The sequence below is a fragment of the Pseudomonas sp. HOU2 genome (genome assembly GCF_040729435.1).
Lineage (GTDB): Bacteria > Pseudomonadota > Gammaproteobacteria > Pseudomonadales > Pseudomonadaceae > Aquipseudomonas.
In genome coordinates, this window is the sequence record NZ_CP160398.1 from 1,879,437 (window position 1) to 1,906,320 (window position 26,884).

At 61.1% G+C, this 26,884-nt stretch carries 16 protein-coding genes; 10 read left to right on the forward strand and 6 right to left on the reverse strand.

The features are described 5' to 3' along the window. Window positions 1-322 precede the first annotated feature (322 nt). The gene (locus ABV589_RS08430; protein WP_367085540.1) at window positions 323-697 is read left to right on the forward strand and encodes a DUF6124 family protein; all 375 of its coding nucleotides are present in this window, start codon (window positions 323-325) and stop codon (window positions 695-697) included. A 146-nt stretch (window positions 698-843) separates the two neighbouring features. Here the strand turns inward: ABV589_RS08430 and ABV589_RS08435 are convergent, their stop codons facing one another. The 3 genes from ABV589_RS08435 to ABV589_RS08445 all read right to left on the reverse strand — a co-directional run bounded on the left by ABV589_RS08435 (window position 844) and on the right by ABV589_RS08445 (window position 2,245). Continuing rightward, a complete protein-coding gene (locus ABV589_RS08435; protein WP_047296093.1) occupies window positions 844-1,203 on the reverse strand; it encodes a PilZ domain-containing protein in 360 nt (119 codons plus the stop codon). A gap of 228 nt (window positions 1,204-1,431) precedes the next feature. Then, window positions 1,432-1,818: a tetratricopeptide repeat protein gene (locus ABV589_RS08440; RefSeq protein ID WP_367085541.1), complete on the reverse strand. Its 387-nt coding sequence runs from the start codon at window positions 1,816-1,818 to the stop codon at window positions 1,432-1,434. Between the two features lie 76 nt (window positions 1,819-1,894). Then, a complete protein-coding gene (locus ABV589_RS08445) occupies window positions 1,895-2,245 on the reverse strand; it encodes a hypothetical protein (RefSeq protein WP_367085542.1) in 351 nt (116 codons plus the stop codon). Window positions 2,246-2,477: 232 nt separating this feature from the next. On the opposite strand from ABV589_RS08445, the gene pyk reads away from it, so the two are divergent. Further along, window positions 2,478-3,929, forward strand: coding sequence for a pyruvate kinase (pyk, locus tag ABV589_RS08450; RefSeq protein ID WP_007965891.1), 1,452 nt, complete (start codon window positions 2,478-2,480; stop codon window positions 3,927-3,929). Window positions 3,930-4,133: 204 nt separating this feature from the next. On the opposite strand, the gene ABV589_RS08455 is transcribed toward pyk, so the two are convergent. The 3 genes from ABV589_RS08455 to ABV589_RS08465 all read right to left on the reverse strand — a co-directional run bounded on the left by ABV589_RS08455 (window position 4,134) and on the right by ABV589_RS08465 (window position 7,098). Then, on the reverse strand, window positions 4,134-4,883 hold the full coding sequence (locus ABV589_RS08455) for an enoyl-CoA hydratase-related protein (protein ID WP_367085543.1): 750 nt from the start codon (window positions 4,881-4,883) through the stop codon (window positions 4,134-4,136). A 180-nt stretch (window positions 4,884-5,063) separates the two neighbouring features. Next, a complete protein-coding gene (locus tag ABV589_RS08460) occupies window positions 5,064-5,999 on the reverse strand; it encodes an iron-sulfur-binding ferredoxin reductase (RefSeq protein ID WP_367085544.1) in 936 nt (311 codons plus the stop codon). After that, on the reverse strand, window positions 5,992-7,098 hold the full coding sequence (locus ABV589_RS08465) for a GGDEF domain-containing protein (RefSeq protein ID WP_367085545.1): 1,107 nt from the start codon (window positions 7,096-7,098) through the stop codon (window positions 5,992-5,994). Before ABV589_RS08465 ends, ABV589_RS08460 begins: the two co-directional genes overlap by 8 nt. Before the next feature lie 485 nt (window positions 7,099-7,583). Here ABV589_RS08465 and ABV589_RS08470 point away from each other — a divergent pair, with 485 nt between their 5' ends. The 8 genes from ABV589_RS08470 to ABV589_RS08505 all read left to right on the forward strand — a co-directional run bounded on the left by ABV589_RS08470 (window position 7,584) and on the right by ABV589_RS08505 (window position 26,796). After that, the gene (locus ABV589_RS08470; RefSeq protein WP_027612504.1) at window positions 7,584-9,107 is read left to right on the forward strand and encodes a fumarate hydratase; all 1,524 of its coding nucleotides are present in this window, start codon (window positions 7,584-7,586) and stop codon (window positions 9,105-9,107) included. A gap of 169 nt (window positions 9,108-9,276) precedes the next feature. Further along, window positions 9,277-13,800, forward strand: a complete 4,524-nt coding sequence (locus ABV589_RS08475) for a SpvB/TcaC N-terminal domain-containing protein (RefSeq protein WP_367085546.1) — start codon at window positions 9,277-9,279, stop codon at window positions 13,798-13,800. Continuing rightward, a complete protein-coding gene (locus ABV589_RS08480) occupies window positions 13,800-16,514 on the forward strand; it encodes an RHS repeat-associated core domain-containing protein (RefSeq protein ID WP_367085547.1) in 2,715 nt (904 codons plus the stop codon). The genes ABV589_RS08475 and ABV589_RS08480 overlap by 1 nt, the downstream gene beginning before the upstream one ends. 27 nt (window positions 16,515-16,541) lie before the next feature. Next, on the forward strand, window positions 16,542-19,265 hold the full coding sequence (locus ABV589_RS08485; protein ID WP_367085548.1) for an RHS repeat-associated core domain-containing protein: 2,724 nt from the start codon (window positions 16,542-16,544) through the stop codon (window positions 19,263-19,265). Window positions 19,266-19,298: 33 nt separating this feature from the next. Next, the gene (locus ABV589_RS08490; RefSeq protein ID WP_367085549.1) at window positions 19,299-21,980 is read left to right on the forward strand and encodes an RHS repeat-associated core domain-containing protein; all 2,682 of its coding nucleotides are present in this window, start codon (window positions 19,299-19,301) and stop codon (window positions 21,978-21,980) included. Window positions 21,981-22,063: 83 nt separating this feature from the next. Continuing rightward, window positions 22,064-23,824, forward strand: coding sequence for an ATP-binding protein (locus ABV589_RS08495; protein WP_367085550.1), 1,761 nt, complete (start codon window positions 22,064-22,066; stop codon window positions 23,822-23,824). Beyond that, window positions 23,824-25,155 (forward strand): sigma-54 dependent transcriptional regulator, encoded by a 1,332-nt coding sequence (locus tag ABV589_RS08500; protein ID WP_367085551.1) that lies wholly within the window; start codon window positions 23,824-23,826, stop codon window positions 25,153-25,155. Before ABV589_RS08495 ends, ABV589_RS08500 begins: the two co-directional genes overlap by 1 nt. Before the next feature lie 321 nt (window positions 25,156-25,476). Beyond that, window positions 25,477-26,796, forward strand: coding sequence for an MFS transporter (locus ABV589_RS08505; protein ID WP_367085552.1), 1,320 nt, complete (start codon window positions 25,477-25,479; stop codon window positions 26,794-26,796). Window positions 26,797-26,884: the final 88 nt, after the last annotated feature.

The window sequence follows — 26,884 nt, forward strand, 5'->3', positions numbered from 1 at the left end:
GGGAGGCTACAACGCCTTGCGCCTTTGCCTACAGATCCGCCAGAATCCGCCGGCTTGTGCGCAATGCAGATGCCCCGTAACGTTGTCCGTGCCGCTGCCAATCAGTGGTCGGGTTTAGTCGCCCGGGGGGTATCGCCAATGTGCATAAGCGTCATCAAGTCGGGTATTCCCTATCCCCGCACTCGATGGTGGCTGTTCGCAGGGCGCCTTCGGGCGCGCCGGTTTTTGGTGATGCTTTCCCCCGGTCGACTAACCTGCGTTCAGCCGCCACCCTCTCGTTTAGTCGCGAGATCGTGCTGGCATCACTTAAGGGAAAATCACCATGTTCAAACCAACTCCGAATCCACCCGAAACAAACCCTGCCGATACCTCGCCCTACGAATCTCCCGATTCAAAAAAACTCCACGAAGCCGCCGAGCGCGCTCTCGATCACTACCTCAAACCCGAACCGTCCTCGCGCAATTCCGTGGACCGTGGCATGCAGATGTTCCGGGTCGCGCCCGACATCAATCCCGAAGCGATTGCCATCCAGACCTACGAAACCTTTTCGTCGGTGAGCATTCTGCTGCTGGATCTGGCGGACAGCCTGGAAGACAAACCACGGCATCTGGCGATGGCGATTTATCAGTTGAGCGAGATGGGGTTGTTGCTGGCGGAGAAGACGCTGGACAGTGAGCGGGCGATTGCTGTGGGTTAGCCTGTAGATAGACGTTGTCTGGGCTGACGCCTTCGCGGGCAAGCCCGCTCCCACAGGGATTTGTGGTGTGCACAAATTCCGTGATCAACCCGGACACTGTGGGAGCGGGCTTGCCCGCGATGGCAATTATGCGAGCGCCGCTGAAGTCAGGCCGAAGCCGGCAATGGCTGGAAGCTGAAGTACTGACGCAGCGCCTCGACCAGTTGCCCATATTCCGGGGGTGGACGCTGCAGGCTGAATCCGGCGTCGTAATGCAGGGGGGTAGCATCTTCCTGACACCACAGGCAGCACGCATTGAGGTCGATGACCTGCTGGCAACCATCGCTGGCGGGGATTTTCAGGCGCAGATGGAATTCGGCACCGATCATCATCGGCAACTGGCTGATAAGCATCAGCCCGTCTTCGGACACGTTGCCCAGAAAACCGATGGGTTTGTCGGTGACGCTGTTGTACACCCGGAGGAAGTACGGCAACTGGTGCCGTTCGATTCGACGATCGGTAAACATGCGCAGTACGCCATGCAAGGCTCCATCACAGAGCCGCACCTTTGCTTCGGAACGGGCCTGCCTCGCAGACGCGCTCTCCCCGCTTCCGGTGGGATGGTCGCCAATACGCCATCACCTCAACAACGACCAGTCGCAGGTGTTGCCCCGGTTCAGAGTCAGGCTCTGAACCGGATCACTGGACTATAGCTCAGCTTGTACAGTCAGCCAGCGTTTGTATGACACCCAGCATCAGAAGCGTTGCGGACCCGGCGCTGCCACCGCGCTGCGCGTCGGGTAATGACCCAGGCTCTGCAGGGTTTCCAGACGCGCGCGGGCGCGGAAGGCGTATTCGCTGTTGGGGTACGAGGCGATGATGAACTGATAGGTCTGCGCCGCATCGATGTACATTTTTTGCCGTTCCAGGCACTGGCCGCGCATCATCGACACTTCCGGCCACACATACGGACGAGCCCGGCTGGCGCGCTCGACCTTGGACAGTTCGAGCATCACCTGCTCGCAATTGCCCCGGTCATAGGCGCTGTAGGCGTTGTTCAAATGATGGTTCATCGACCAACGGGTGCAGCCCGTGGCAGCGAGGGCGCTAAGGGCAAGGGCGGCAATGGGCAACAATCGCATGGGGAGGTTCTCCTGTCTTGAGCTCTGTATCGACCTTGCGCGAAAAATCTTCAATGCCGCCCTCGTCAGCGTGTTATCAGTGCGGGGCATCCTCGGGAGGGTTGGCATCGTCCTTCGGTGCAGATGGGGTTGACTCCAGATGGATGGTCACTACCGGTGACCTTGGCGAAACCGTGCCGTCCGGGCTTCTTTCAACGACATAAAAACCGAATTTGCTCAGATCCAGGAACGTATTCCATCGCCGGTTGCTACTGATCAATTGGCCAAACAGCGGATTCAAGGGATCCCTGGTGCTGTAGGCGAACGCGGAATTTCCGGGTGTTCCTGTTCCCTCCACTCGAAAACGGACACCTGGCTTGTCACCATCTTTTGGGGTTTCAATCACTGGCGGTTCCAGCGCCTGGTGTGTTTCTTTTTCAGCTGTCATGTCGTTAGCCTCACAGCCCCGCCACCATTGGCGGGATTCAATCTGTATATCGATCGAAAAACTGCGTGCCACCTGTAAGAAATACCAGTACCGACCAGCGGTAGCGGTTGCCGGTCACAGTCGTTGAAAAAACCACGTTCAATAAAGAAAACAATAAGTAGTGCAAACGAACAATGACTACACCCCAAGAGCATAGTAGCCTCTGCTAGCGCTTGAACTCAGGAGTCTTTGCATGTCCGTCCGTCGTACCAAAATCGTCGCTACCCTTGGCCCGGCCAGTAACTCGCCGGAAGTTCTCGAACAGCTGATTCTGGCTGGTCTGGACGTCGCCCGTCTGAACTTCTCCCACGGCACCCCCGACGAGCACAAGGCTCGCGCGAAGCTGGTGCGTGACCTCGCCGCCAAGCACGGCCGTTTCGTCGCCCTGCTGGGTGACCTGCAAGGCCCGAAAATCCGTATCGCCAAATTCGCCAACAAGCGCATCGAGCTGAAGATCGGTGACAAGTTCACCTTCTCCACCAGCCATCCGCTGACCGAAGGCAACCAGCAAGTGGTCGGCATCGACTACCCGGATCTGGTGAAAGACTGCGGCGTGGGCGACGAGCTGCTGCTCGACGACGGCCGCGTAGTGATGCGCGTCGAAACCGCCACTGCTACCGAGCTGCACTGCGTGGTGACCATCGGCGGCCCGCTGTCCGACCACAAAGGCATCAACCGTCGCGGTGGCGGCCTGACCGCACCAGCCCTGACCGAAAAAGACAAGGCCGACATCAAGCTCGCCGCCGAAATGGAAGTCGACTACCTCGCGGTGTCCTTCCCGCGTGACGCGGCTGACATGAACTACGCCCGTCAACTGCGCGACGAAGCCGGCGGCACTGCCTGGCTGGTGGCGAAGATCGAACGCGCCGAAGCTGTGGCCGATGACGAAACCCTCGACGGCCTGATCAAGGCGTCTGACGCAGTGATGGTTGCCCGTGGCGACCTCGGTGTGGAAATCGGCGACGCCGAGCTGGTAGGCATTCAGAAGAAGATCATTCTGCACGCACGCCGCCACAACAAAGCGGTGATCGTTGCGACCCAGATGATGGAGTCGATGATCCAGAACCCGATGCCGACCCGCGCCGAAGTGTCCGACGTGGCCAACGCTGTGCTCGACTACACCGACGCCGTGATGCTCTCGGCCGAATCCGCTGCCGGCGCTTACCCGCTGGAAGCCGTGCAGGCGATGGCACGCATCTGCGTCGGCGCTGAAAAGCACCCGACCAGCAAGACTTCCAGCCACCGCATCGGCAAGGAATTCGAGCGCTGCGACGAGAGTATTGCGCTGGCGACCATGTACACCGCCAACCACTTCCCGGGTGTCAAGGCGATCATCGCGCTGACCGAAAGCGGTTACACCCCGCTGATCATGTCGCGTATCCGTTCGTCGGTGCCGATCTACTGCTTCACCCCGCACCGCGAAGCCCAGGCCCGCGCGGCGATGTTCCGCGGTGTGTACACCGTGCCGTTCGACCCGGCCTCGCTGGCTCCGAACGAAGTCAGCCAGAAGGCGATCGACGAACTGGTCAAGCGCGGCGTTGTGGAAAAAGGCGACTGGGTCATCCTGACCAAGGGCGACAGCTACCACACCACCGGCGGCACCAACGGCATGAAGATCCTGCACGTTGGCGATCCACAGGTCTGAGTGATCAGCTGAAAACCAAAAGCCCCGGCATGTGAGTGCCGGGGCTTTTTGCATACTGATCCAACAGATTTTGTATCTGCTCTGGCCTCATCGCTGGCAAGCCAGCTCCCACAGGGCTCGGCGGCGATCACAGTTTTTGCATCCATCACAAAAACTGTGGGAGCTGGCTTGCCAGCGATGAGGGCAGCCCGGCCGGCGAAAATCTCAATGCCGTTTGATGAATCCGGTCAATGCCGCCAACGCCTCCGGCGAGCGCAAACGCTGGGTGAACAACGCGCCCTCCTCCTCGATCACCTTACGGATCAATTCGCGATCCGGCGCCCTCATCAATTGCTTGCTGATACGCACCGCTTCGGCCGGTAGCTCATCGAAACGCAACGCCATCTCCCGCGCCTTGCTCAGTGCTGCTTCGCCACTGCCCAACGCCTCGGTGGCAATGCCCCACTGCGCCGCCTGTTCACCGCTGAACCCTTCGCCGAGCAGCAACAGCTCCGCCGCTTTCGCCTGCCCGAGCAGACGCGGCAGGATAAGGCTGGAGCCAAACTCCGGACACAACCCGAGATTGACGAACGGCATGCGCAACCGCGCATCGCGGCTGACGTAGACCAGATCACAATGCAGCAGCAACGTGGTGCCGATGCCCACCGCCGCACCGGCCACGGCGGCGATCACCGGTTTGCGGCATTCGAGCAGGTTGAGCATGAAGTGAAACACCGGGCTGTCGAGGTCGCTCGGCGGTTGCTGGATGAAGTCGGCAATGTCGTTGCCGGCGGTGAAGCACTCAGCGCTGCCGGTGATCAGCACAGCATTGATGTCAGGATCGTTGTCGGCCTGCTTCAGGGCCTCGGCGAGGCGGCTGTACATCGCGCGGGTCAGGGCGTTTTTCTTGTCCGGACGGTTGAGACGCAGGGTGAGCAAACCGCGTTCGCGTTCGAGCAGGATGGCTTCGGTCATCAGCGTTACTCAACATTTAAAAGGCTGACAAAGATTTTTTGTGGTGAGGCTGGATTGCTGTGGCGAGGGGATTTATCCCCGATTGAGTGCGCAGCGCTCACAAAAACTGGGGCCGCTGCGCAGCCCATCGGGGATAAATCCCCTCGCCACAGGAGTTCACCTTCACATCAGATTCAGCGCTCAACCGCGGGTCAGAAACACATCCGCCAGCAGTTGATTGCGCGGCAACCCGGCCAGGTACAGACGCTTGGCAAACGCATCGACGCTGGCAGTCGAGCCGCAGACTAAGGCCAGGGTTTGCCGGGAAACAAGGCGCAGTTGCGCCAAAGCATCGGCTGACTCGGCCGCCGTCCACAGCTCGACGCTGAGGTTTTCGCGTTGTGCGGCAAGCGCCGCCAGGGGTTTGGACAGATAGTGCTCGCGCGCGTCATGGGCCAGGTGAATGACGCGGATGGCGCCTTGGTGATCCTGACGCAAGGCTTCGCGCAGCACGCCGAACAACGGGCCCAGCCCGGTGCCGGCCGCCAGCAGCCACAGCGGGCGCGAGTGCCAGTCCGGGTCGTAATGCAACGCGCCGCCGCGCAGTTCGCCAAGGCGGATCGGGTCACCGATCTGCAGGCGCCGCGCCGCATCGCTGAATTCGCCGGGCTGGCGGCAGTCGAGGTGAAATTCGAGAAAGCGCTCTTCCTGCGGCAGGCTTGCCAGCGAATACGGTCTGGCGATCTGGTTGATCCACAGCACCAGATGCTGCCCGGCGGCGTAGCGTAGCGGTCGTTGCGGGGTCAGGCGCAAACGCAGGACGTTGTCACTGAGCCAGTCCAGCGCCTCGACCACGGCCGGACGACCGTCGGTGACCGGGTCGAAGGTGTGTACCTGCAAATCTTCCGTGACCTGACACTGACAGGCCAGCCGCCAGCCTTGCTGGCGCTGTTCGGCGCTCAAGGCATCCGGGCGACTGTCGGCGGGCAAGCCGTTCACGCACTGCACCAGACAGGCATGGCAACTGCCGGCGCGGCAGCTGTAAGGCACCGCGACGCCGTTCTGGTTGAGGGCGTCGAGCAGGTTGCTGCCCGCCGCCACCGACCATTGCCGGTCACCGACGCGAAGTTCAGGCATCCACATTCTCCCATGCCGCTGCACAGCGATTGCGCCCGTCGCGCTTGGCCCGGTACAGCGCCTGATCTGCACGCTGCAAAGCGTCGTCCAGATCGTCGCCCAGTTCCAGCAGGGTCATGCCCGCCGACAGGCTGAGGTTACGCACGTTCAGGCCCATCAGTTCGACATCGGTGAAAGCAATGCGCAGGCGTTCGCAGCAGGCGGTCAGGCGTTCGGCATCGCAGTCGGGCAACAACACCACGAATTCTTCGCCACCGTAACGCGCCAGCACGTCGCCGTCACGCAGGCAGGCACCCGCCACGCCGGCGAAAGCCTGCAACACCTGATCGCCGGCGGCATGACCGTGCAGATCGTTGATGCGTTTGAAGTGATCGAGGTCGATCAGTGCCAGACCATGCACCACGCCCGGTTCCATCTCCGCCAGTTCCCGTGAGGCCAGACGCAGAAAATGCCGGCGATTGAACAGCCCGGTCAACTCGTCGGTGGCCACCAGATCTTCGAGTTGGCGCATCATCCCGCGCAGGGTGTCCTGATGCGCCTGCAAGGCAAACCGGCGCTGGCGCATGCGCTGGCGTGAAACCTGGACGAAGCGTGCATAAATCACCAGCCACGCCAGCACCATCGCCAGAATACACACCTGCAACACCGCCAATGCCGGATCCGGCAAACGGAAGTGGAAGCCGTCCCAAAGGGTGATCGCACAGAAACTGAAGAACACCAGCAGCGCGCAACGAATGAACGCGCGCCGGGATAAATGGAACAGACCGAACAGCAGGATCAGCACGTAGAACACCAGAAACGCGCCGCGTGCTTCATCCAGATGGGCGATCAGCCAGGTCTGCCAGCCAAGCCCGAGCAGCACTTGCGCCTCGGTCAGGCTGGGGTCGGCGAAGCGCTGATTGCGCCCGGACCAGAACAGCGCAAACAACGTCGCCTGGCAGATCACCACCAGCGCGCTGCCGATGGCCACGCTGTTCAATGATTGCGGGTAATGCCCGGTGAAAAACGCCAGCCACAGCAGCAGCAAAGCCAATCCATAGGTGGCTGCAGCGAGTGCAAAGCGTTTGAGCAAAAGACGTTGAATAGCGTTATGGGTCAATCGTTGACTCACCGTGCGATAGGAGGCTGACCGAGTGTCCTACTCTACAGACCGGATGCCACTTTAGAGGGGCGGTCGATAAATGACCACCGATTTTCGGCGCCAAAAATTGACGTCAAATGCATGACCCGATTGTCGGATTGACGCCGCCTTCTGTGGCGAGGGAGCTTGCTCCCGCTGGCCTGCGCAGCAGGCCCAAATCCAGCCAACTCAATATTTCAGTTCCACCGTGTATACCGATTTACGGCTGCTGCGCAGCCGAGCGGGAGCAAGCTCCCTCGCCACAGGGGCCAGCAGTGTTCGGTATGCGACCAACGAATGACTGCCGGCGCGTGTATGCCCTGCAGAGGCGCGGTATACTGCCGCGCCTTTTTAGCGTCGCGCCAGCAGCCCCGGCGTGCCTTGAAAGGTGCTTGCGACCGACCGATGCACCCAAGCCGCAGGCACCTTATTGAATGTTCCCGTCTTTTAGAGGAGCGCGACTCATGACCGTGATCAAGCAAGACGACCTGATTCAGAGCGTTGCCGACGCCCTGCAGTTCATTTCCTATTACCACCCCGTGGATTTCATCCAGGCGATGCACGAAGCCTACCTGCGCGAAGAATCGCCAGCGGCCCGTGATTCGATCGCGCAGATCCTGATCAACTCGCGCATGTGCGCCACCGGCCACCGGCCGATCTGCCAGGACACCGGCATCGTCACCGTGTTCGTGCGGGTGGGCATGGACGTACGTTGGGATGGCGCGACCATGAGCCTGGACGACATGATCAACGAAGGCGTGCGCCGCGCCTACAACCTGCCGGAAAACGTCCTGCGTGCCTCGATCCTCGCCGACCCGGCGGGCGCTCGTAAAAACACCAAGGACAACACCCCGGCGGTCATCCACTACTCCATCGTCCCGGGCAACACCGTGGAAGTGGACGTGGCGGCCAAGGGCGGCGGTTCCGAGAACAAGTCGAAAATGGCCATGCTCAACCCGTCCGACTCGATCGTTGACTGGGTGCTCAAGACCGTTCCGACCATGGGCGCCGGCTGGTGCCCACCGGGCATGCTCGGCATCGGCATCGGCGGCACCGCCGAGAAAGCCGCGGTCATGGCTAAAGAAGTGTTGATGGAATCCATCGACATTCACGAACTGAAAGCCCGTGGCCCGCAGAACCGCATCGAAGAGATCCGCCTGGAGCTGTTCGAGAAGGTCAACCAGCTGGGCATCGGCGCCCAGGGCCTCGGTGGCCTGACCACCGTGCTCGACGTGAAGATCATGGACTACCCGACCCACGCTGCCTCACTGCCGGTGTGCATGATCCCGAACTGCGCCGCCACCCGTCACGCGCACTTCGTGCTCGACGGTTCTGGCCCGGCATCGCTGGAAGCGCCATCGCTGGACGCCTACCCGGAAATCGTCTGGGAAGCCGGCCCGTCGGCCCGTCGCGTCAACCTCGACACCCTGACCCCGGAAGAAGTGCAGAGCTGGAAGCCGGGCGAAACCGTCCTGCTCAACGGCAAGATGCTTACCGGTCGCGACGCGGCGCACAAGCGCATGGTCGAGATGCTGAACAAGGGCGAAACCCTGCCGGTGGATCTCAAGGGTCGCTTCATCTACTACGTCGGCCCGGTTGATCCGGTCGGCGACGAAGTGGTGGGCCCGGCTGGCCCGACTACCGCGACGCGGATGGACAAGTTCACCCGTCAGATCCTTGAGCAGACCGGCCTGCTGGGCATGATCGGCAAGTCCGAACGCGGCCCGACCGCGATCGAAGCGATCAAGGACAACAAGGCCGTGTACCTGATGGCCGTCGGCGGCGCCGCTTACCTGGTGGCGCAGGCCATCAAGAAGTCCAAGGTGCTGGCGTTCGCCGAGCTGGGCATGGAAGCGATCTACGAGTTCGAGGTCAAGGACATGCCGGTCACCGTCGCGGTGGACAGCAACGGTGAGTCGGTGCACATCACCGGCCCGGCGATCTGGCAACAGAAGATCGCCGAAAGCCTGGCGGTAGAAGTGCAGTAAGCGTTTCGCAGCTGTAAAAAAGGCCGGCCCGTCGTATGACGGGCCGGCCTTTTTTTGCCCTGCACATTGATAGCCATTTGGCACCTGTCAGATCTGACAGGTTACGCATAGCCCACTTGTTGTTAGGGTCTGTCAACGCACGTACTTCGCGTACGCAATGGATCCGACCATGGCTGATCAAGAGCTGAGCATCATCACCCCCTCCATCGCCAGCAGCGCGTCGATCAGCACGATCGGCAAAAGCTGGGGGGCAGTTGGCGCCACTGGCGCGGCTTCCTTTGAACTGCCACTGCCCCTGTCCGCCGGACGTGGCTGGGATCCGCAACTGGCGCTGACTTACAGCAGTCATGCCGGCAACGGGCCGTTCGGCATCGGCTGGAGCCTGGGTATTGGACAGATCAGCCGTCGTACGCAAAAAGGCGTGCCGCGGTATAGCGATCTCGATGAAATCATCGGTGATGACGGTGAAGTGTGGCAGCCCGAACTCGACGACGACGGCAAGCCGAAGTCGCGCCTTGAAAAAACCTTTAACGGAATCGACGTCGGCTATCACAACGTGGTGCGTTACTGGCCTCGGGTAGAAGGTGACTTTGCGCTCCGCGAGCGCTGGCAACGGGCAACCAAAACGGCAGCCGAGCCACCTTTCTGGCTGATCCACGGCGCAGACGGCTCCTTGCAGGTGTACGGCAAGACCAGCGCGTCGCGTCGCGCCGATCCGGACAATCCACTGCGCGTCGGCAGCTGGCTGCTGTGCGAAAGCATGAACCCGCATGGCGAGCACATCTGCTTCGACTACCTGGCCGATGATCAGGACCCCGACCCTGTTCACGACTACCGCGCCCAGCGCTACGTGCGCGCGGTGTTCTATGGCAACGTCACAGCCAGCCAGCATTTGTATAGCTGGACCATCGACGATCCGGCCGAACTGGATTGGCATTTTCATTTGCTGTTCGACTACGGCGAGCGCACCCGTTCACTGACAGAGGCCCCGGTGTACGGTGGCGACAGTCTGGCCGTCTGGGATAAACGCCGGGATCCGTTTTCCATCTTCGGTCAGGGTTTCGAGCTGGGCACGCGGCGGCTGTGCCGGCAGATCCTGATGTTCCATAAATTCTCCCGGCCTGTCGGTGAGGATCCGCTGCTGGTGCGGCGGTTGCTGCTGGAATACCCGTCGCCCTCTGACCCGTGGACTTACAACCGGATCACCGCCGCTCACTATCAAGCCTTCGATGCCAGCGGCGCACTGGAGACGACACCGCCGGTGGAGTTTGATTACTCACCCTTCGAGATCAATCAAACCCCGACCCGGATGTTCGCCGAAGACACCATGCCGGGTATTGAGGATGGGCAGTTTTATCAGTGCGTGGATCTGTACGGCGAAGGTGTACCGGGATTTCTCTGCCGCTACGATCAGTGCTGGTACTACCGCGAACCGCTGCGAGCAACGTCGGGGTCAGACGCCATCACCTACGCGTCCTGGACCGAGCTTGAGCAGATCCCGGTGGCCAGGCACGACGCCGCCCAGCAGTTCTTGCTCGACCTGACCGGCAACGGGCGGCTGGACTGGATCGCTGCCCTGCCGGGCAGCAGCGGGTATCGCACGTTGAATGCTGACCGCTGCTGGGCGCCGTTCATCGCGTTTACCGGCTTGCCGCTGGAGTTTTTCAACACGCTTTCGCAGCTCGGCGACCTGGTCGGTGATGGCCTCAACTCGCTGGCACTGATCGGCCCGCGCGCGGTGCGCTTGTATGCCAACCAACGGGAACAGGGTTTTTCCAGCGCCGAAGACGTGCTTCGCGAAAACGATGAGGACAGTTTGCCGCTGTTCGGCAACGCCCCCACAGAACTGGTGCTTCTGGGCAATATGCTAGGCAGTGACATGAGCGAGCTGTGCCGGATCCGGCACGACGAAATCAAATGCTGGCCCAATCTGGGGCATGGCAAATTCGGCGAAGGCCGGGTGATCAGTGCCCTGCCCTTCCGGTATGACGAATTCAACGTCGAGCAAGTGCGGATCGCCGATATCGACGGCTCTGGTGCGCCGGCCTTGTTTTATCTGAAAACTGCCGGGTTCGAGATCTATCTCAATCGCGGCGGCAATGGGCTGGAACAAACGCCTGTCTTCGTACCGTGGCCGGAAGGTGTGAGCTACGACCGTCTGTGTCAGGTCACTTTCGCCGACCTGCAAGGCCTGGGTTGTGCCAGCCTGATCCTGACGGTGCCGCACTTGACTGCGCAGCACTGGCGTTACGACTTTGTCGCGGCCAAGCCTTACTTGCTGACCGCTAGCAATAACAACATGGGTTGCGCCACGCAGGTGGTCTATCGCAGCTCTGCCCAGGAATGGCTGGACGAAAAGCAGCAATTGCTTACCGATCATCCCGACGAAATACCGGTGTGCCATTTACCGTTCGCGATTCAAGTGGTCAGCCGGCAACGCCAGCTGGATGAAATCACCGGTAACTGCCTGACGCAATCGTGCATCTTTCGCGAAGGTGTCTACGACAGCGTCGAGCGTGAATTCCGCGGTTTCGGTCACCTGCAGCAGACCGACAGTGAAAGTGCCACGGGCGATGACGAGGTCGGTTTCACGGCCCCGGTGCGCGTCTGTACCTGGTACCTGACCGGGCAGGCGATGGATCGGCCAAGACACGGCTACTACGACGGTGACAGTGATACCGTTGACTTGCGACCAACAGTCTTCAGCCGCTATCACCCCGGTGACGAATGCGATGAACCGGTAACGCCAGACGGCGAGGAGGTACGCTATAAAATCGCTCGCGCACTGGTTGGCGCCGTCGCCCGCATCGAAACCTGGACCGGCACTGACGAGCCAGCCACTGCACGGCTTTACGCGGCAGAGGAGTTTCGCTATCTGGTGCGAGATGTCCGGCCCGCCGATCTGCCTGCGTCGGCAGGCGTGCTGCTGGTACAGACCCTGGAAAAGCTCAGCTATCAATACGATGGTTTCATTGACGATCCGCTGTGCCGTCATGAAGTTTTGCTCAACAGCAGCCAGTACGGCCACGCCATTCACAGCCTGACCATCAGTTACGCGCGACGGCGCCTGCCCGGCGATCCGCCGCCGTTCAGCGACCCCGACGAACAACAGTGGTGGCGGGACGCACATGACCCGGCACAGCAATTTTTTTATCTCAACGAAACGCGCGCGCGTGCGATTGATCTGGACGAGAAGCTCTATGAATGGCGACTGGGCCTGCCTTGGCAGCAGCGCAGCAATGCGCTGGTAATGCCCAAAGGTGATCTGCCATCGGGCCTCAGTCCGCAACAAGTGACATGGGATTTACTCAAGGAGCATGTTCACTCGCCCGAGTGGAACGCTCTCCGGGTGCTGACCGGGCAAACCGTACAGCGCTATTACAAAACGATAGATGGCAGCTTGTTGCCCGACGGCTCAGCCGACTTCGAAGCGCTGACCGCGCCGATGGAACTGGCGCAGTTTGACCAGACGGCCCTTGCCGCCTACGACGTTTTACCGCCCCCGTTCGATATCCTGCAGGAGCTGGCGCAAATCGGTTACACACCGATGCCGCTGCTGTTCGAAGACACCGCGGTAAACGCGGACGCAGAAAGCCTCTGGTCTGCGCACTACAACTACGCGAAGTACGCCGCTGCCAAGGATTTCTTCCAGGTACTTGAATACCGCGAAACCTTGAGCCACGGCTGGACCAAGGCGCAGTACGACGAGTATCGCCTGCTGGTCATCAGCGTCGAGCTGCCGGATGGCTGCATCACCCGCTGCGAATACGATTACCACGCCCTGCAGCCGGTGCGCATCATCGATGCCAACGAGAACATTCAGGAAGCGCTTTACGAACCCTCGGGCCAACCGTTGGCGACCAGTTTCCATGGCACCGAAAATGGTATTGCCGCCGGTTTCCGCCCGCTCAGCGAATACCTTCGCCCTGAGAATCCACACCCGGATCAGGCCATTGCCGACCCACAAGCGGCCGTGCAAAAAGCGGCCAGCACCTTGCGCAAGGATTTGTTCAGCTGGATGGGACAACTACCGCCGCAGGTCCACACCACACTGCTTGAGCAATGGCTGGCCAGCGGCTACATGTTGCCGAGCCTGCACACTCGCGCCAGCGCGCGACGGCGGCTGGCGCAATTGACGTCGCCGACACCCGCCGAACAGGCCCTGCGCGAACTCATCAGCACAATTGCACGCACACCGGTGCACAGTGTGACGCTTAGCGCCGACCGCTACCCCGACGACTCCGTGGCGGCCCAAGTGCAGATCATCATCAGCTACGTGGATGGTTTTGGCCGCGCGTTGCAAACCCTGCAACGGGTCGAGCCCGGAAACGCCTATGCGGTGGCCGCCGATGGCGCGCTGATCGTCGATCGCGGGCAGTTGCGCGAGGCGCACGCCGAGTCGCGCTGGCGGGTCAGTGCCCGGGTCGAATACAACAACAAGGGGCTGGCGATTCGGCAGTTCCGGCCGTTTTTTGCCGACACCCATGGCTACGTCAATGATCAATCCCTGCGACGCTACGGCTATTTCGATCAACTGTTCCATGACCCGCTCGGGCGTCCGGTCAAGCTGATCAACGCCAAGGGCTATTTTTCTCTCGAGGGCTACCATCCGTGGTATCAGACCAAACATGATTTCAACGACACCGACGACTCCGCTGAGCCGGAATCGGCGTTGCCGCGGACATTGCACTGATGAGCGCCAACCCCCATCGGCGCACGCCGTCGCTCGTCGTGATCGACGGTCGCGGCTTGCCGTTGCGTCAGGTTGCCTATCTGCGCGCACTGGCCGATGCGACTGCCGAGGCTTTGGTAACGCGCCAACAGCACGACAGTGCCGGGCGTCTGGTGGCACAGTTCGATCCGCGCCTGAGCGCTCCCAGCGTTATCAGCATTCATGACCTCAACGGCCAGCCACTCAAGGTCAGCAGCGTGGATGCCGGCTGGCGCCTGAGCCTGCCCGGGCTGGCCGGACAAGCCTTGCAGCGCTGGGACGCGCGCGGTGTGCACTGGAGCAGCCGCTACGATGAGTTGCTGCGCGTGGTGGCGATCAGCAACAGTGCCGACCCGCTCAGCGACACCTTCACCTATGCCGATGCCAGTGCCGCGGCCGATCACAACCAGCGCGGCCGATTACTGGAACAGTTCGATCCGTCCGGCAGCCTGCACCTGGACAGCTACAGCCTGGCCGGACAGCCACTGCGCGAAAGCCGCACCTTTGCCGACGCCCGGGTGTTTGTCAGCCAGCGCCATTTCAGCCCGCTGGGCGCGATGCTGGAGCAGACCGACGCCGGCGGCCACCGCCAGCAATCGCGCTATGACGTCGCCGGCCAGCTCAAGCAGTTGCAACTGCTGCTGGCCGGCGACCACGACTGGCAGGACGTGTTGCTCGACGCGCACTTCAACGCCGTTGGACAAATCATCGAAAAACAGACCGGCAATGGCATTGCCAGCTACTGGGACTACGAGCCAGCCACTGGGCGTCTGCAGCGGCACTGGGCGCAAATAGGTGCGCAGCCGCCCCTGCAGGACATCAGCTATGAATACGATCCGGTCGGCAACCCGACACGCATCCTCGACAACGCGTTCACGCCCAGCCATTTCGCCAACCAGCGGGTCGACGGCGAACGAGCGTTCCATTACGACTCGCTGTATCGCCTGATCAGCGCCAGCGGTTACGACGATGCGGCCCCCGGCGATCTCCCCGGCCGGCCGCAGCCGAGCGCCCCCAACGACCGGCGCAATTACCTGCAGACCTACCGCTACGATCACGGCGGCAACCTGACACAACTGTGCCATGTGCGCGACGGCGCCTGTCAGACCCGTCAGATGTGTATCGACCCTGCAAGCAATCGCGGTGTGCGCTGGAAAGAAGGTGATCCGGCACCGGATTTCGATCAACTATTCGACCGCCACGGCAACCTGATGGCCCTGCAACCGGGACAGGCGCTGCGCTGGGACGCCCGCGATCAACTGGCCTCGGTGACCCTGGTCCAACGCGAAAACGGCCTGGATGACGCCGAGTTCTATCACTACAGCCAGGGCGCGCGCGTCTACAAACGCCATGACACCTACAGCGGTTCCAACCGGCATTTCCACGAGGTGCGCTACCTGCCCGGACTGGAGATCCGCAGCAAGGACAACGGTGAGGAGCTGCACGTCATCAGCCTCGCCGCCGGCGCAGGCCATGTCAGTTGCCTGCATTGGCTCAGCGGCAAACCGCCGGGCATTGCCGACAACCAGTTGCGCTACACCCTCAATGATCACCTGGGTTCATGCGTGATGGAACTGGATCAGCAGGCACGCCTGATCAGTCACGAAGGCTATTACCCGTTCGGCGCGACCGCGTGGCTGAGCGCCGACTCGGCTGTCGAGGTTGACTACAAGACACTGCGTTATTCAGGCAAGGAAATGGATGTCAGCGGTTTGTATTACTACGGTGCGCGGTATTACGCGACGTGGTTGCAACGCTGGGTCAGTGCGGATCCGGCATGGGATGTGGACGGGCTGAATCTGTTTGAATTCGTTGGCAATAATCCGCTGCGCTATTTCGATGCGCAGGGGCACCAGCGAACCTCATCCGAGCTATTAACAGTCGTGGCGGACTATGAAAATTTGCTCGCCACCGTCACAACCAAACTGGATAAATCGATCTATCAATTCAACCACTTGAACTCCGTCAAGGATATCTACCTCTCCAGTGGCAAGAAGGCTGCCCTGACCCTGCTCAACGTTCTGGCCTCCTCCATCACCGCCGCTACAGCGTTTACCGCCGGTACGGCCGCCGGAACATTTCTGACGTTAAACCCGGTCACAGGCATCGCCATTGGTATAGGCACCGCAGCACTGGCCGCTGACATTACAGGCGCACAGATCGACAAACTCGGCGAGGATAACGCCTTCGGCTATGCGCTTTTGCCCGATAGTGCAGATTACGAAGTGGGTCGTCTGAACGAGGAAGCCAAACCCAAAAGCTGGATGTCGAGAATCAAATCCGTGTTCTCAAAATATGCCCCGGACAGCATCGACGGAAACAAGGAAATATTGATTGCAGGCGGCATCGGAGCCGCTGATGTGTTAACGGGCGGCACTCATCTGGAAAAACTCCTGGCCTTTTTCCGTCTCAGTGTCGAAGTGACCGAAGCACTCAATGACTCGCTGGGGCAACGCGACCTGGATCTGGTTGAACAAGGTATCGAACTGGTCGCCGACTACCTCAATTCCCGCAAGGAACTGTCGGACCAGGCACTGGAAGACCTGGAAGGTCTCGGTCGAGAAAACATAGCCACGGCACAGGGCACCCGCCACCGTCTCGCGCAGAGTGAAACCGCCGTGCTGGGCAAGATGAATCGTGTCCTTGAGTTACTGCCTAGAGTGTCTTCCCACATGCAACAGAAAAGAGCGGCCTGAAATGAATCACTGCACGCAGGTTCAGGCATGAATCCTTCAGTGCATTGGCGTACTCCTGCTTTGTCGGCACACGATCCCAGAGGGCTGGCGGTCAGAGACGTTGCTTACCTGCGAGCGGTGGCGGGCGCCGAAGTCGAATCCCAGATCACCCGCCAACGCTACGACTCCAACGGCCGCCTGATCGAACAATGGGACCCGCGCCTCCCTCTACCCTGCCTGACCACCGCCTACCGTCTGGACGGCGCCCCCCTGAAAATCGTCAGCGTCGACGCCGGCTGGCGCCTGAGCCTGCCAGGATCTGACAGTCAAACCCTGCAGCGCTGGGACGCCCGTGGCAGCCACTGGCGCATGAGCTATGACCCGCAATTGCGCTTGATGACCGTCGAGGAAAACGCGGCCGAAGTCGAGGCACTGACCTACGCCGACGCCACGGCGGATGCCGGGCACAACCTGCGTGGCCAGTTGCTCGAACACAAGGACCACGCCGTCACGCTGCGTACCGACAGCTATGCCCTGTCCGGCCAGTCACAGACTGAAACCCGCACTTTTCACGACGGCGAGACCTTCACCGACCAACGTGTATTCAGTCCGCTGGGGGCAGTACTGGAGCAGATGAATGCCGGTCAGCATCGACAGCAGTCGCAGTACGGTCTGGCCGGACAACTCCAGCAGGTTCGCCTGCAACTCAGGGGTCACACCGAGTGGCAATCGGTATTGATCGAGGCGCAATACAACGCGGCCAGTCAGATCATCGAACAGCTACTCGGCAACCACGTGCGCAGCCTCTGGACGTATGACCCGGCCGACGGTCGGTTATGCACCCATATCTGCCGCAAGGACGCCGGTGCGATGCTGCAAAGCTTCGAATATTTCCACGACCGGGTCGGCAATATCGTACGCATCGACGACCATTGTTTTCAGCCGGTTTACTTCGCCAACCAGTTGATCAACGGCCAGCGCACCTTCGGCTATGACTCGTTATACCGCTTGATCCGCGCGACCGGTCATGACGAAGCGCCCCTCTCCGACACTCCGGGACTGCCACACCCGAGCGACCCGAACAACCGCCTCAACTACACCCAGACCTACGCGTACAACGCTGGCGGCAGCCTGATCAGACTGCAACATGTGCGGGCGGGTGCCAGCCAGACCCGCCAGATGCTGATCGATCTGCAGAGCAACCGTGGCGTGCGCTGGACGCCTGGCGATCCCGATCCGCTATTCGACCAATTGTTCGACCGTCACGGCAACCTGCAAGCATTGCAACCGGGGCAAACCTTGCACTGGAATGCTCGTGACGAGTTGGCCAGCATCATCCTGATCCACCGCGAGGACGGCCGGCACGATGCCGAGCACTACCGGTACAGCCAGGGTGAGCGGGTGTTCAAGCGCCACGAGACCTTCACCTCTCGTGGCGAGCATTTCCGGCAGACCCGCTACTTGCCCGGGCTGGAAATCCGCTCGAAGGACAACGGTGAAGTGTTGCACGTCATTCAACTGGACATTGGTATCGGGCATGTCCGGTGCCTGCATTGGGCACAGCAGAAACCCGATGAAATCCGCTACAGCCTCGACGATCATCTGGGTTCCTGTACGCTGGAACTTGATCAACAGGCGCAAGTGATCAGCCACGAAGGTTACTACCCGTTTGGCGCCACGGCATGGATGGCCACGCGCTCGGAAATTGAAGTGAGTTACCGGTTCATTCGATATTCAGGCAAGGAAATGGATGTCAGCGGCCTGTACTACTACGGTGCCCGATACTACGCCGCATGGCTGCAGCGCTGGATCAGCGCCGATCCGGCAGGGGATGTCGACGGGCTGAACCTGTACGCGATGGTCAGCAACAACCCGTTGCGCTATGCCGATAACGGCGGCACCGAACAGACGCCCAGCGAAGCACAGCAGAAAATCAGTGAGTACTCGAACGTGCTGACTCACATGACCAGTGAATTACAGAAGGTCAACTATCAGCTCTACAACCTCACGCGAACTCGCGACATTTACAAGACCGCCACAAAAAAACTCTTGTTCAGCGTGGCAACGTTTGCCGTGGCGATCAAGGCCGGAGCACTGGGTAGCACCGTTGGCGCCGGCTTCGGTAGCCTGAGCGGTCCCGCCGCGCCAGTTGTGGTGCCCGTGACGTCAGCGGTTGGGGCCATTTTTGCCGCAGAGGCGTCCGTCAAGATCATGGACAAGATCGGTGAAGAAACCACGCTCGGCTATTCGATCATGCCGGATCAGGCCGCGCTCTCGGTGAAAAGCCTGCAAGGAAAAGCCAAGGCTTCACCGAACTCGCTCAGGGGCACCCTCGAAAGTTTCAATCCGCAGACTTCCGGGGGCCTGGTGAAGATCGGCCTGGAAACCACCGCTCGGGTCTTGGGCAAACACCTCAAGATTCCCTACCTGAAACAGTCCCTGAACATCGCCCGCCAGATGGCCCAACTCACAGAAGCGCTCAACGGCTCATGGGGGCAGGGAGATCTGGATCGTCTCAACGCGCGGCTGGATGAGTTGACCGGTTACCTCGACAGCCAGCAGGCCAGCCTCCAGGAACACGTCGACGCGTTGGCCGATGCGGCGCCCGCGCCGGTAAAACTGATCGGCATCGCCCAGATGCCGGAGCGTACCGACAACGATCTGGCCCACCTGCAGCAGCAAGTCACCGTTGCTCGAGCCACCATCAAGCACGCCAGAAATCTGCTGGGTCGGGTATCGGCCTATCTGGTGCAGAAACAGCAAGCGGCATAGTGCCGGACTTCACAGAGCAACCGAGAGTGAACAATGGCAGCGTCGCTGTTTCACCACACCCCACACCTGCGCAGCCATGATCCTCGGCTCTTGCTGGTGCGCCAGGTGGAATACTTGCGCCAGACCGCAGGTGAAGCGGCACAGGCCCTCGTCAGCCGACAGCAGCATGATCCTGCTGGCCGGTTGATGACACAGCGCGACCCGCGTCTGTTCGACAATGCGTCGCTGCCCAACCTGCAAACGATCTATACGCTGGATGCTCGACCGCTACGTGTCGCAAGCGTGGACGCCGGCTGGCGACTGGTTCTGCCCGGTTTCGCAGGTGAGCAACAGCAACGCTGGGACCAACGCGGCAACCACTGGCAGTATGAACACGACCTGCTGCTGCGAATGATCGCCGTCACTGAAAACGCACAAGTCGATGTCGAGCGCTACACCTATGGCGACCACAATGCCGACCCCGGGCATAACCTGCGCGGTGAACTGAGCGAAAGCGCCGACCCGGGCGCTACGGTGGTGATCGACAGCTACAGCCTGCAGGGCAAGGCAGCGAGTGAAACCCGTACGCTGTCGGGCGAGACGGCGGCCTTCATCACTCGTATGGATTTCGACGCGCACGGCAATGTAGTGCAAGTCACCGACGCCGGTGGTCACCGGCAATGCTCGCGCTACGATGTCGCCGGCCAGTTACGTCAGGTATCGCTGTCGATAGCCGGGGCTGACGCGGCACTAGCGGTGGTCGACACTGCCACGTACAACGCTTCCGGCCAACCACTTGAACAACTGGCCGGCAATGGTGTTCGCAGCCGCCGCGTGTACGATCCCGCTGACGGTCGCCTGCTGAATCTGCTGGCCTGCAAGGATCAGGAAAAACCGCTGCAGGACTTGCACTACACCTATGACCCGGTCGGCAATGTCCTGCGTATCGAGGATCGCACTCTGGCCACGGTGTATTTCGCCAATCAACGCGTCGATGGTGATCGTCATTTTGTCTACGACTCGTTGTATCGGCTGAGCGAAAGTCGCGGCTTCGAAGGCCAGATCCCGCAACAGTCGCCAGGTTTGCCGCAACCGATCGAACCCATCGACCCGGGGCGGCGTTTCAACTACAGCGAGCAATATCACTACGACGCCGGAAATAACCTCGTTGAACTGGTGCATGTGCGCAAGGGCCACAACTTCACACAACAGATGAAAATCGCCCCCGACAGCAATCGGGGGTTACGCTACCGACCCGATGACCCAGACCCGGTGTTCGGCGACTACTTTGACCGCCACGGCAACCAGCTGAAACTGCAGCACGGCGGCCTGCCACTGGCGTGGGACAGTTACGATCAACTGGCCCGAGTCACCCTGCTGCAACACAGCAACGGCCTGCCGGACGACGATGAAATCTATCGCTACAGCCAACGTGAGCGCGTCTACAAATGCACGCTGAGGCATACGCCGTCGATCACCGATCGCCGCGAGGTGCGTTACCTGCCAGGTCTGGAAATCCACAGCCGCAGCGACGGCCAGCAACTGCATGTCATCGTGCTGCCGGGCGCGCGTTGCCTGCATTGGCTCAGTGGTCGACCGGCGGATATCGAAACCGATCAACTGCGCTTCAGCCTCGACGATCACCTCGGATCCTGCTCGCTGGAACTGGATCGCCACGCTGGCGTGATCAGTCTGGAGCATTATTACGCCTTCGGCGGCACGGCCTGGTGGGCAGCCCGTTCAGCCGTGGAAGCGGATTACAAAACGATCCGTTACTCGGGCAAGGAAATGGATGCCAGCGGTTTGTACTACTACGGCGCGCGGTATTACGCGCCATGGCTGCAACGCTGGATCAGTGCTGATCCGGCCCGGGACGTGGACGGACTGAACCTGTACGCTTTTGTCGGCAACAACCCGACGATCCATGTCGACCGGACGGGCACCTACAAGGTTATTTTCGATCTGGCCAAACGAGCGGTCGGCCTGCTCGACAAAGCCAAAACAGCGGCCGATCAAATACACAACCTGAGTCGCGAGTTCGACGATTTGATCCCCGAAGGCGCAGACATCGAAGACCTGCGCAAAACCATGACGTTCGGCAAATTTCTCAAGTCCCGGCAGGGCATCAAATCGGCTCTTTACGGTGCGGGGAAAGGGCTCGCCATCGGTGGACTTATAGGCACCGCGGTACCAGGAGTTGGCAATGCCATCGGCAGTGGTGTGGGGACCCTGGCGGGCATGGTCGTTTTCCCGTTGCTGCGCTATTACTTTTTCAAGAAAGGCTTGAAACTCGCGCAAACGCTGCGCACCCAGGAACTCAGGAATGGCCTGCAAACGGTCGTTGATACCGTCACCCGCGTGGTTGATGGCACCACTGATCTGCTCAATGGCGGCACGGCGCTGCTGGAAAGCATCAAAAACATGACCAATACCCTCAACGAATATCCCGAGCGAATTCAGGCGCTGTTCCACGACCAGTTGCAGACCCTTGCCGGTGACAAACAACGCGAGGTCATCAAACTCCTGAGAAGCGGACTCGACCCGTTCGACGCCATCGACAAGGTGCTGGGGACAGCCCAAACGGTCATGGATGACGCCCCCGACATCGCCGCAGACGTGAACAATCGCCTGCAACAACTGCAGAGCAAAGTCACTGAGAATTCAAGGCTTAAACCCATCCCCAAGCCGCGGACGAAATACATCCAGCGGGTCTCTGCCGGCGAAACGTACGTGTGACGTCGAAGGCCGTTCGAACAGTGCGCCGAGCCACTTCGTCGCATGCTATCGTGCCCGCCCGTCCCCTTATCCATTAGCCCAGCATGCTGCCGACTTCCCGTACCCTGCGTTTGTCGTTGTACACCCTGCTGATCATTGCCGGGGCGGCCATCGCCGCGACGCTTGCCATCCGCCACGCCGAACGTCAGGCGCTGGAGGAAGACGCCACCCGCGCCAGCCAGCAATTGGCGCTGTATGCCAACTCGCTGCACACCCTGATCGACCGCTATCGCGCGCTGCCCGCCGTGCTGGCGCTGGACCCGCAATTGCGCAGCGCGCTGGCCGGGCCGGTGGGCGCGGAACAACAGAATGTGCTGAATCTGAAGCTGGAGCAGATCAACGGCGCGGCGCAGTCCTCGACCCTCGAACTGCTCGATCACAGCGGCCTCGCGGTGGCCGCCAGCAACTGGCGCCTGCCGAGCAGTTACGTCGGCCACAACTACGGTTTTCGTCCGTACTTCAGCCAGACCCGCACTCAGGGCAGCGGGCGCTTTTATGCGGTGGGCGTGACCAGCGGCATCCCCGGCTATTTTCTGTCCAGCGCGGTGCTCGGCGACAACGCCGAGTTCCTTGGCGCGATGGTAGTCAAACTGGAGTTCCCCGAGCTTGAGCGCGAATGGAGCCAGGGCAGCGACACGCTGCTGGTCAGCGATGCACGCGGGATCATCTTCATCGCCAACCAGCCCGGCTGGCGCTATCGCTCGTTGCGGCCGCTGGACAGCCGCGACATGGCCGAGATCAAGCGCACGCGCCAGTACGACAAACAATCGCTGATCCCGCTGACGCATTTGTCCCTGCGTCACTTCGACGACAACAGCGACCTGCGTCGAGTCGAAGGCCCGGACGGAACGGCGGATTACTTGTGGGAATCACTGCCGCTGGCCGCCGAAGGCTGGACCCTGCACTTGTTGCGGCGCCCGCAAGTGGCTTTCGAAGATTTGCGCAACGCCGGGCTGGCCGCTGCGGGTGTGTGGCTGGCGCTGGTGTTTTTGCTGCTGTTCCTCAATCAGCGCTGGCGCCTGTCGAAAGTCCGTCAGCGCAACCGCGAAGAACTCGAACAACTGGTCGAAGAACGCACCCGCGATCTGCGCACCGCGCAGGACGGTCTGGTGCAATCGGCCAAGCTCGCGGCGCTGGGGCAAATGTCCGCCGCACTGGCCCACGAGATCAATCAACCGCTGACCGCGCAACGCATGCAGTTGGCGACGCTGCGCCTGCTGCTCGAACATGGCCGCGTCGATGATGCGTACAAGGCGCTCAAACCGGTGGACGACATGCTCACGCGCATGGCCTCGCTCACCGGTCACCTGAAAACCTTCGCCCGCAAAAGCCCCAGCGGCCTGCGCGAACGGCTGGATCTGGCGACCGTGGTCGATCAGTCGCTGCAACTGCTCGATGCGCGCCTACGCGACGAACAGGTCAGTCTGGTGCTGCACCTGACGCGTCCGGCCTGGGTGCGTGGTGATGCAATACGCCTCGAACAGGTGCTGATCAATCTGCTGCGCAATGCCCTCGATGCAATGCAGGGCAAACCATGCAAGCGCCTGGAAATTCGCCTGGAGGTGGACGAACAACTGTGGCGCCTGAGCGTGATCGACAATGGCGGCGGGATTGCCGAACAGCACCTGAATCAGGTGTTCGACCCGTTCTTCACCACCAAACCGGTGGGTGACGGACTCGGCCTCGGGCTGGCGGTATCCTTTGCCATCGTGCATGAATCCGGCGGGCGTCTGAGCGTTGAAAATGGCGAGGCCGGCGCGGTGTTCAGCCTGACCCTGCCGATCGATCTGGAGGCACACATCTGATGCTCAACTCGGTGATGGTGGTCGATGACGAAAGCAGCATTCGCAGCGCTGTGGAGCAATGGCTGAGCCTGTCGGGGTTCGAGGTGCAGCTGTTCAGCCGCGCCGAGGATTGCCTCGCCGCACTGCCCAGCCACTTCCCCGGGGTGATCCTCAGCGATGTGCGCATGCCCGGGCTCAGTGGTCTGCAGTTGCTGGCCGAAGTGCAGCGCCGTGACAGCGATTTGCCGGTGATACTGCTGACCGGTCACGGCGATGTGCCGATGGCGGTCGAAGCCATGCGTGACGGCGCCTACGACTTTCTGGAAAAGCCGTTCAGCCCGGAAACCCTGCTCGGCAGCCTGCGCCGGGCACTCGACAAGCGGCGACTGGTATTGGAAAACCGCGCCCTGCACGAGCAGGCCGACCACCGCGCCAGACTCGATGCGACGCTGCTCGGCGTGTCCCGTGGCATGCAGACTTTGCGCCGGCAAGTGCTGGATCTGGCGGCGCTGCCGGTCAACGTGTTGATCCGTGGTGAGACCGGCAGCGGCAAGGAACTGATCGCCCGTTGCCTGCATGATTTCGGCCCGCGCGCCGACAAGCCTTTCGTGGCACTGAACTGCGCGGCGATCCCCGAGCAGTTGTTCGAAGCCGAGCTGTTCGGTCATGAAAGTGGCGCGTTCACCGGCGCTTCCGGCAAGCGCATCGGCAAGCTGGAATATGCCGACGGTGGCACGCTGTTTCTCGATGAAATCGAAAGCATGCCGCTGGCCCAGCAAGTGAAGCTGCTGCGGGTGTTGCAGGAACAGAAGCTGGAGCGCCTCGGTTCGAACCAGAGCATTCGCGTTGATCTGCGGATTGTTGCCGCGACCAAACCCGACCTGCTGGATGAGGCCCGGGCCGGCCGTTTTCGCGAAGACCTGGCGTACCGCCTGAACGTCGCCGAGCTGCGCCTGCCGCCGCTGCGCGATCGGCGCGAAGACATTCCGCTGCTGTTCGAGTCGTTCGCCTTCAGCGCTGCACAGCGCCTGGGCCGCACGTTCCCGCCGTTGAGCGGGGCGCAATTGAGTCATCTGCTCAGCCACGACTGGCCGGGCAACGTGCGCGAACTGGCGAACGTCGCCGAGCGGCAGGTGCTGGGGCTGGATGAGCCGGTGCACGGCATCGATCCGGGCCAGTCGCTCGCGGCGCAGCAGGAAGCGTTTGAAGCGCAATGCCTGCGCGCGGCGCTGACCCGGCACAAGGGCGATGTGAAAGCGGTGCTGGAGGAGTTGCAGCTACCGCGCCGGACCTTCAATGAAAAGCTGCAGCGGCATGGGTTGAGTCGGGAGATGTTTGTTTCGGGCAGCTGAGTTTTGCAGTGTCTGATCGGGCCTCTTCGCGGGCAAGCCCGCTCCCACAGGGTTTTGTGCTGAACACAGATTTTGTGAACACCACCGACCACTGTGGGAGCGGGCTTGCCCGCGAAGCGGCCCGCACAGGCAACATTTATCCATCAGCCTGAATGAGCGACTTTCCGCTCACCACAATCCAGCCATAAGCGGATTTCCGCTCATAAAGTCCTGCCGCCCCCTCTAAACCGGCCCTCCCCCCGTTGGCACAGCTCCTGCTATAGCCCCTGCAGGCTGCGTTTCTACGCGCTCCACAAAAACAATTAAACGAAGGATCCTTCAATGGATAACTCCAACGCCCTGCCCCTTGGGTCGGCTGCCGCGCCCGCCAAAGAAAGAACCACCGCCAGCCGGATCAAATCGATCTTCAGCGGCTCGGTCGGCAACATGGTCGAGTGGTACGACTGGTACGTCTACGCCGCCTTCTCGCTGTACTTCGCCAAGACTTTCTTCCCCGCCGGTTCCAGCACCGCGCAACTGATGAACACCGCCGCGATCTTCGCCGTGGGCTTCCTGATGCGTCCGATCGGTGGCTGGCTGATGGGCCTCTATGCCGACAAGGTCGGGCGCAAGAAAGCACTGATGGCTTCGGTCTACCTGATGTGCTTCGGCTCGCTGCTGATCGCCCTCAGCCCCAACTATGAAACCATCGGCATCGGCGCGCCGATCCTGCTGGTGTTCGCCCGTTTGCTGCAGGGCCTGTCGGTGGGCGGTGAATACGGCACCTCCGCCACCTATCTGTCGGAGATGGCGACCAAGGAACGTCGCGGCTTCTTCTCCAGCTTCCAGTACGTGACCCTGATCTCTGGTCAGCTCATCGCCCTGGGCGTGCTGATCGTGCTGCAGAACATGCTGACCACCGAACAGCTGTACGCGTGGGGCTGGCGTATTCCGTTTGCCATCGGCGCACTGTGCGCGATCGTCGCGCTGTACCTGCGTCGCGGCATGGAAGAAACCGAGTCGTTCACCAAGAAAGAGAAGTCCAAGGAAAGCGCCATGCGCACCTTGCTGCGCCACCCGAAAGAACTGCTGACCGTGGTCGGCCTGACCATGGGCGGGACGCTGGCGTTCTACACCTACACCACCTACATGCAGAAATACCTGGTGAACACCGTCGGCATGAGCATCTCCGACTCGACCACCATTTCTGCCGCCACGCTGTTCCTGTTCATGTGCCTGCAACCGATCATTGGTGGTCTGTCCGATAAAATCGGTCGTCGTCCGATCCTGATCGCCTTTGGCGTGCTCGGTACGATCTTCACCGTGCCGATCCTGATGACCCTGCACACCATCCAGACCTGGTGGGGCGCGTTCTTCCTGATCATGGCGGCACTGATCATTGTCAGCGGCTACACCTCGATCAACGCCGTGGTGAAGGCCGAGCTGTTCCCGACCGAAATCCGCGCGCTGGGCGTCGGCCTGCCGTACGCGCTGACCGTGTCGATCTTCGGCGGCACCGCCGAATATATCGCGCTGTGGTTCAAGAGCATCGGCATGGAAACCGGTTACTACTGGTACGTGACCGCGTGCATCGCGGTGTCGCTGCTGGTGTACATCACCATGAAAGACACGCAGAAACATTCGCGGATCGTGACTGACTGATCGGGTTTTCACAGCCACTGCAACGGTGGCTGTGGTGGCCTCATCGCTGGCAAGCCAGCTCCCACAGGTTCGGGTGGTGCACACAGAT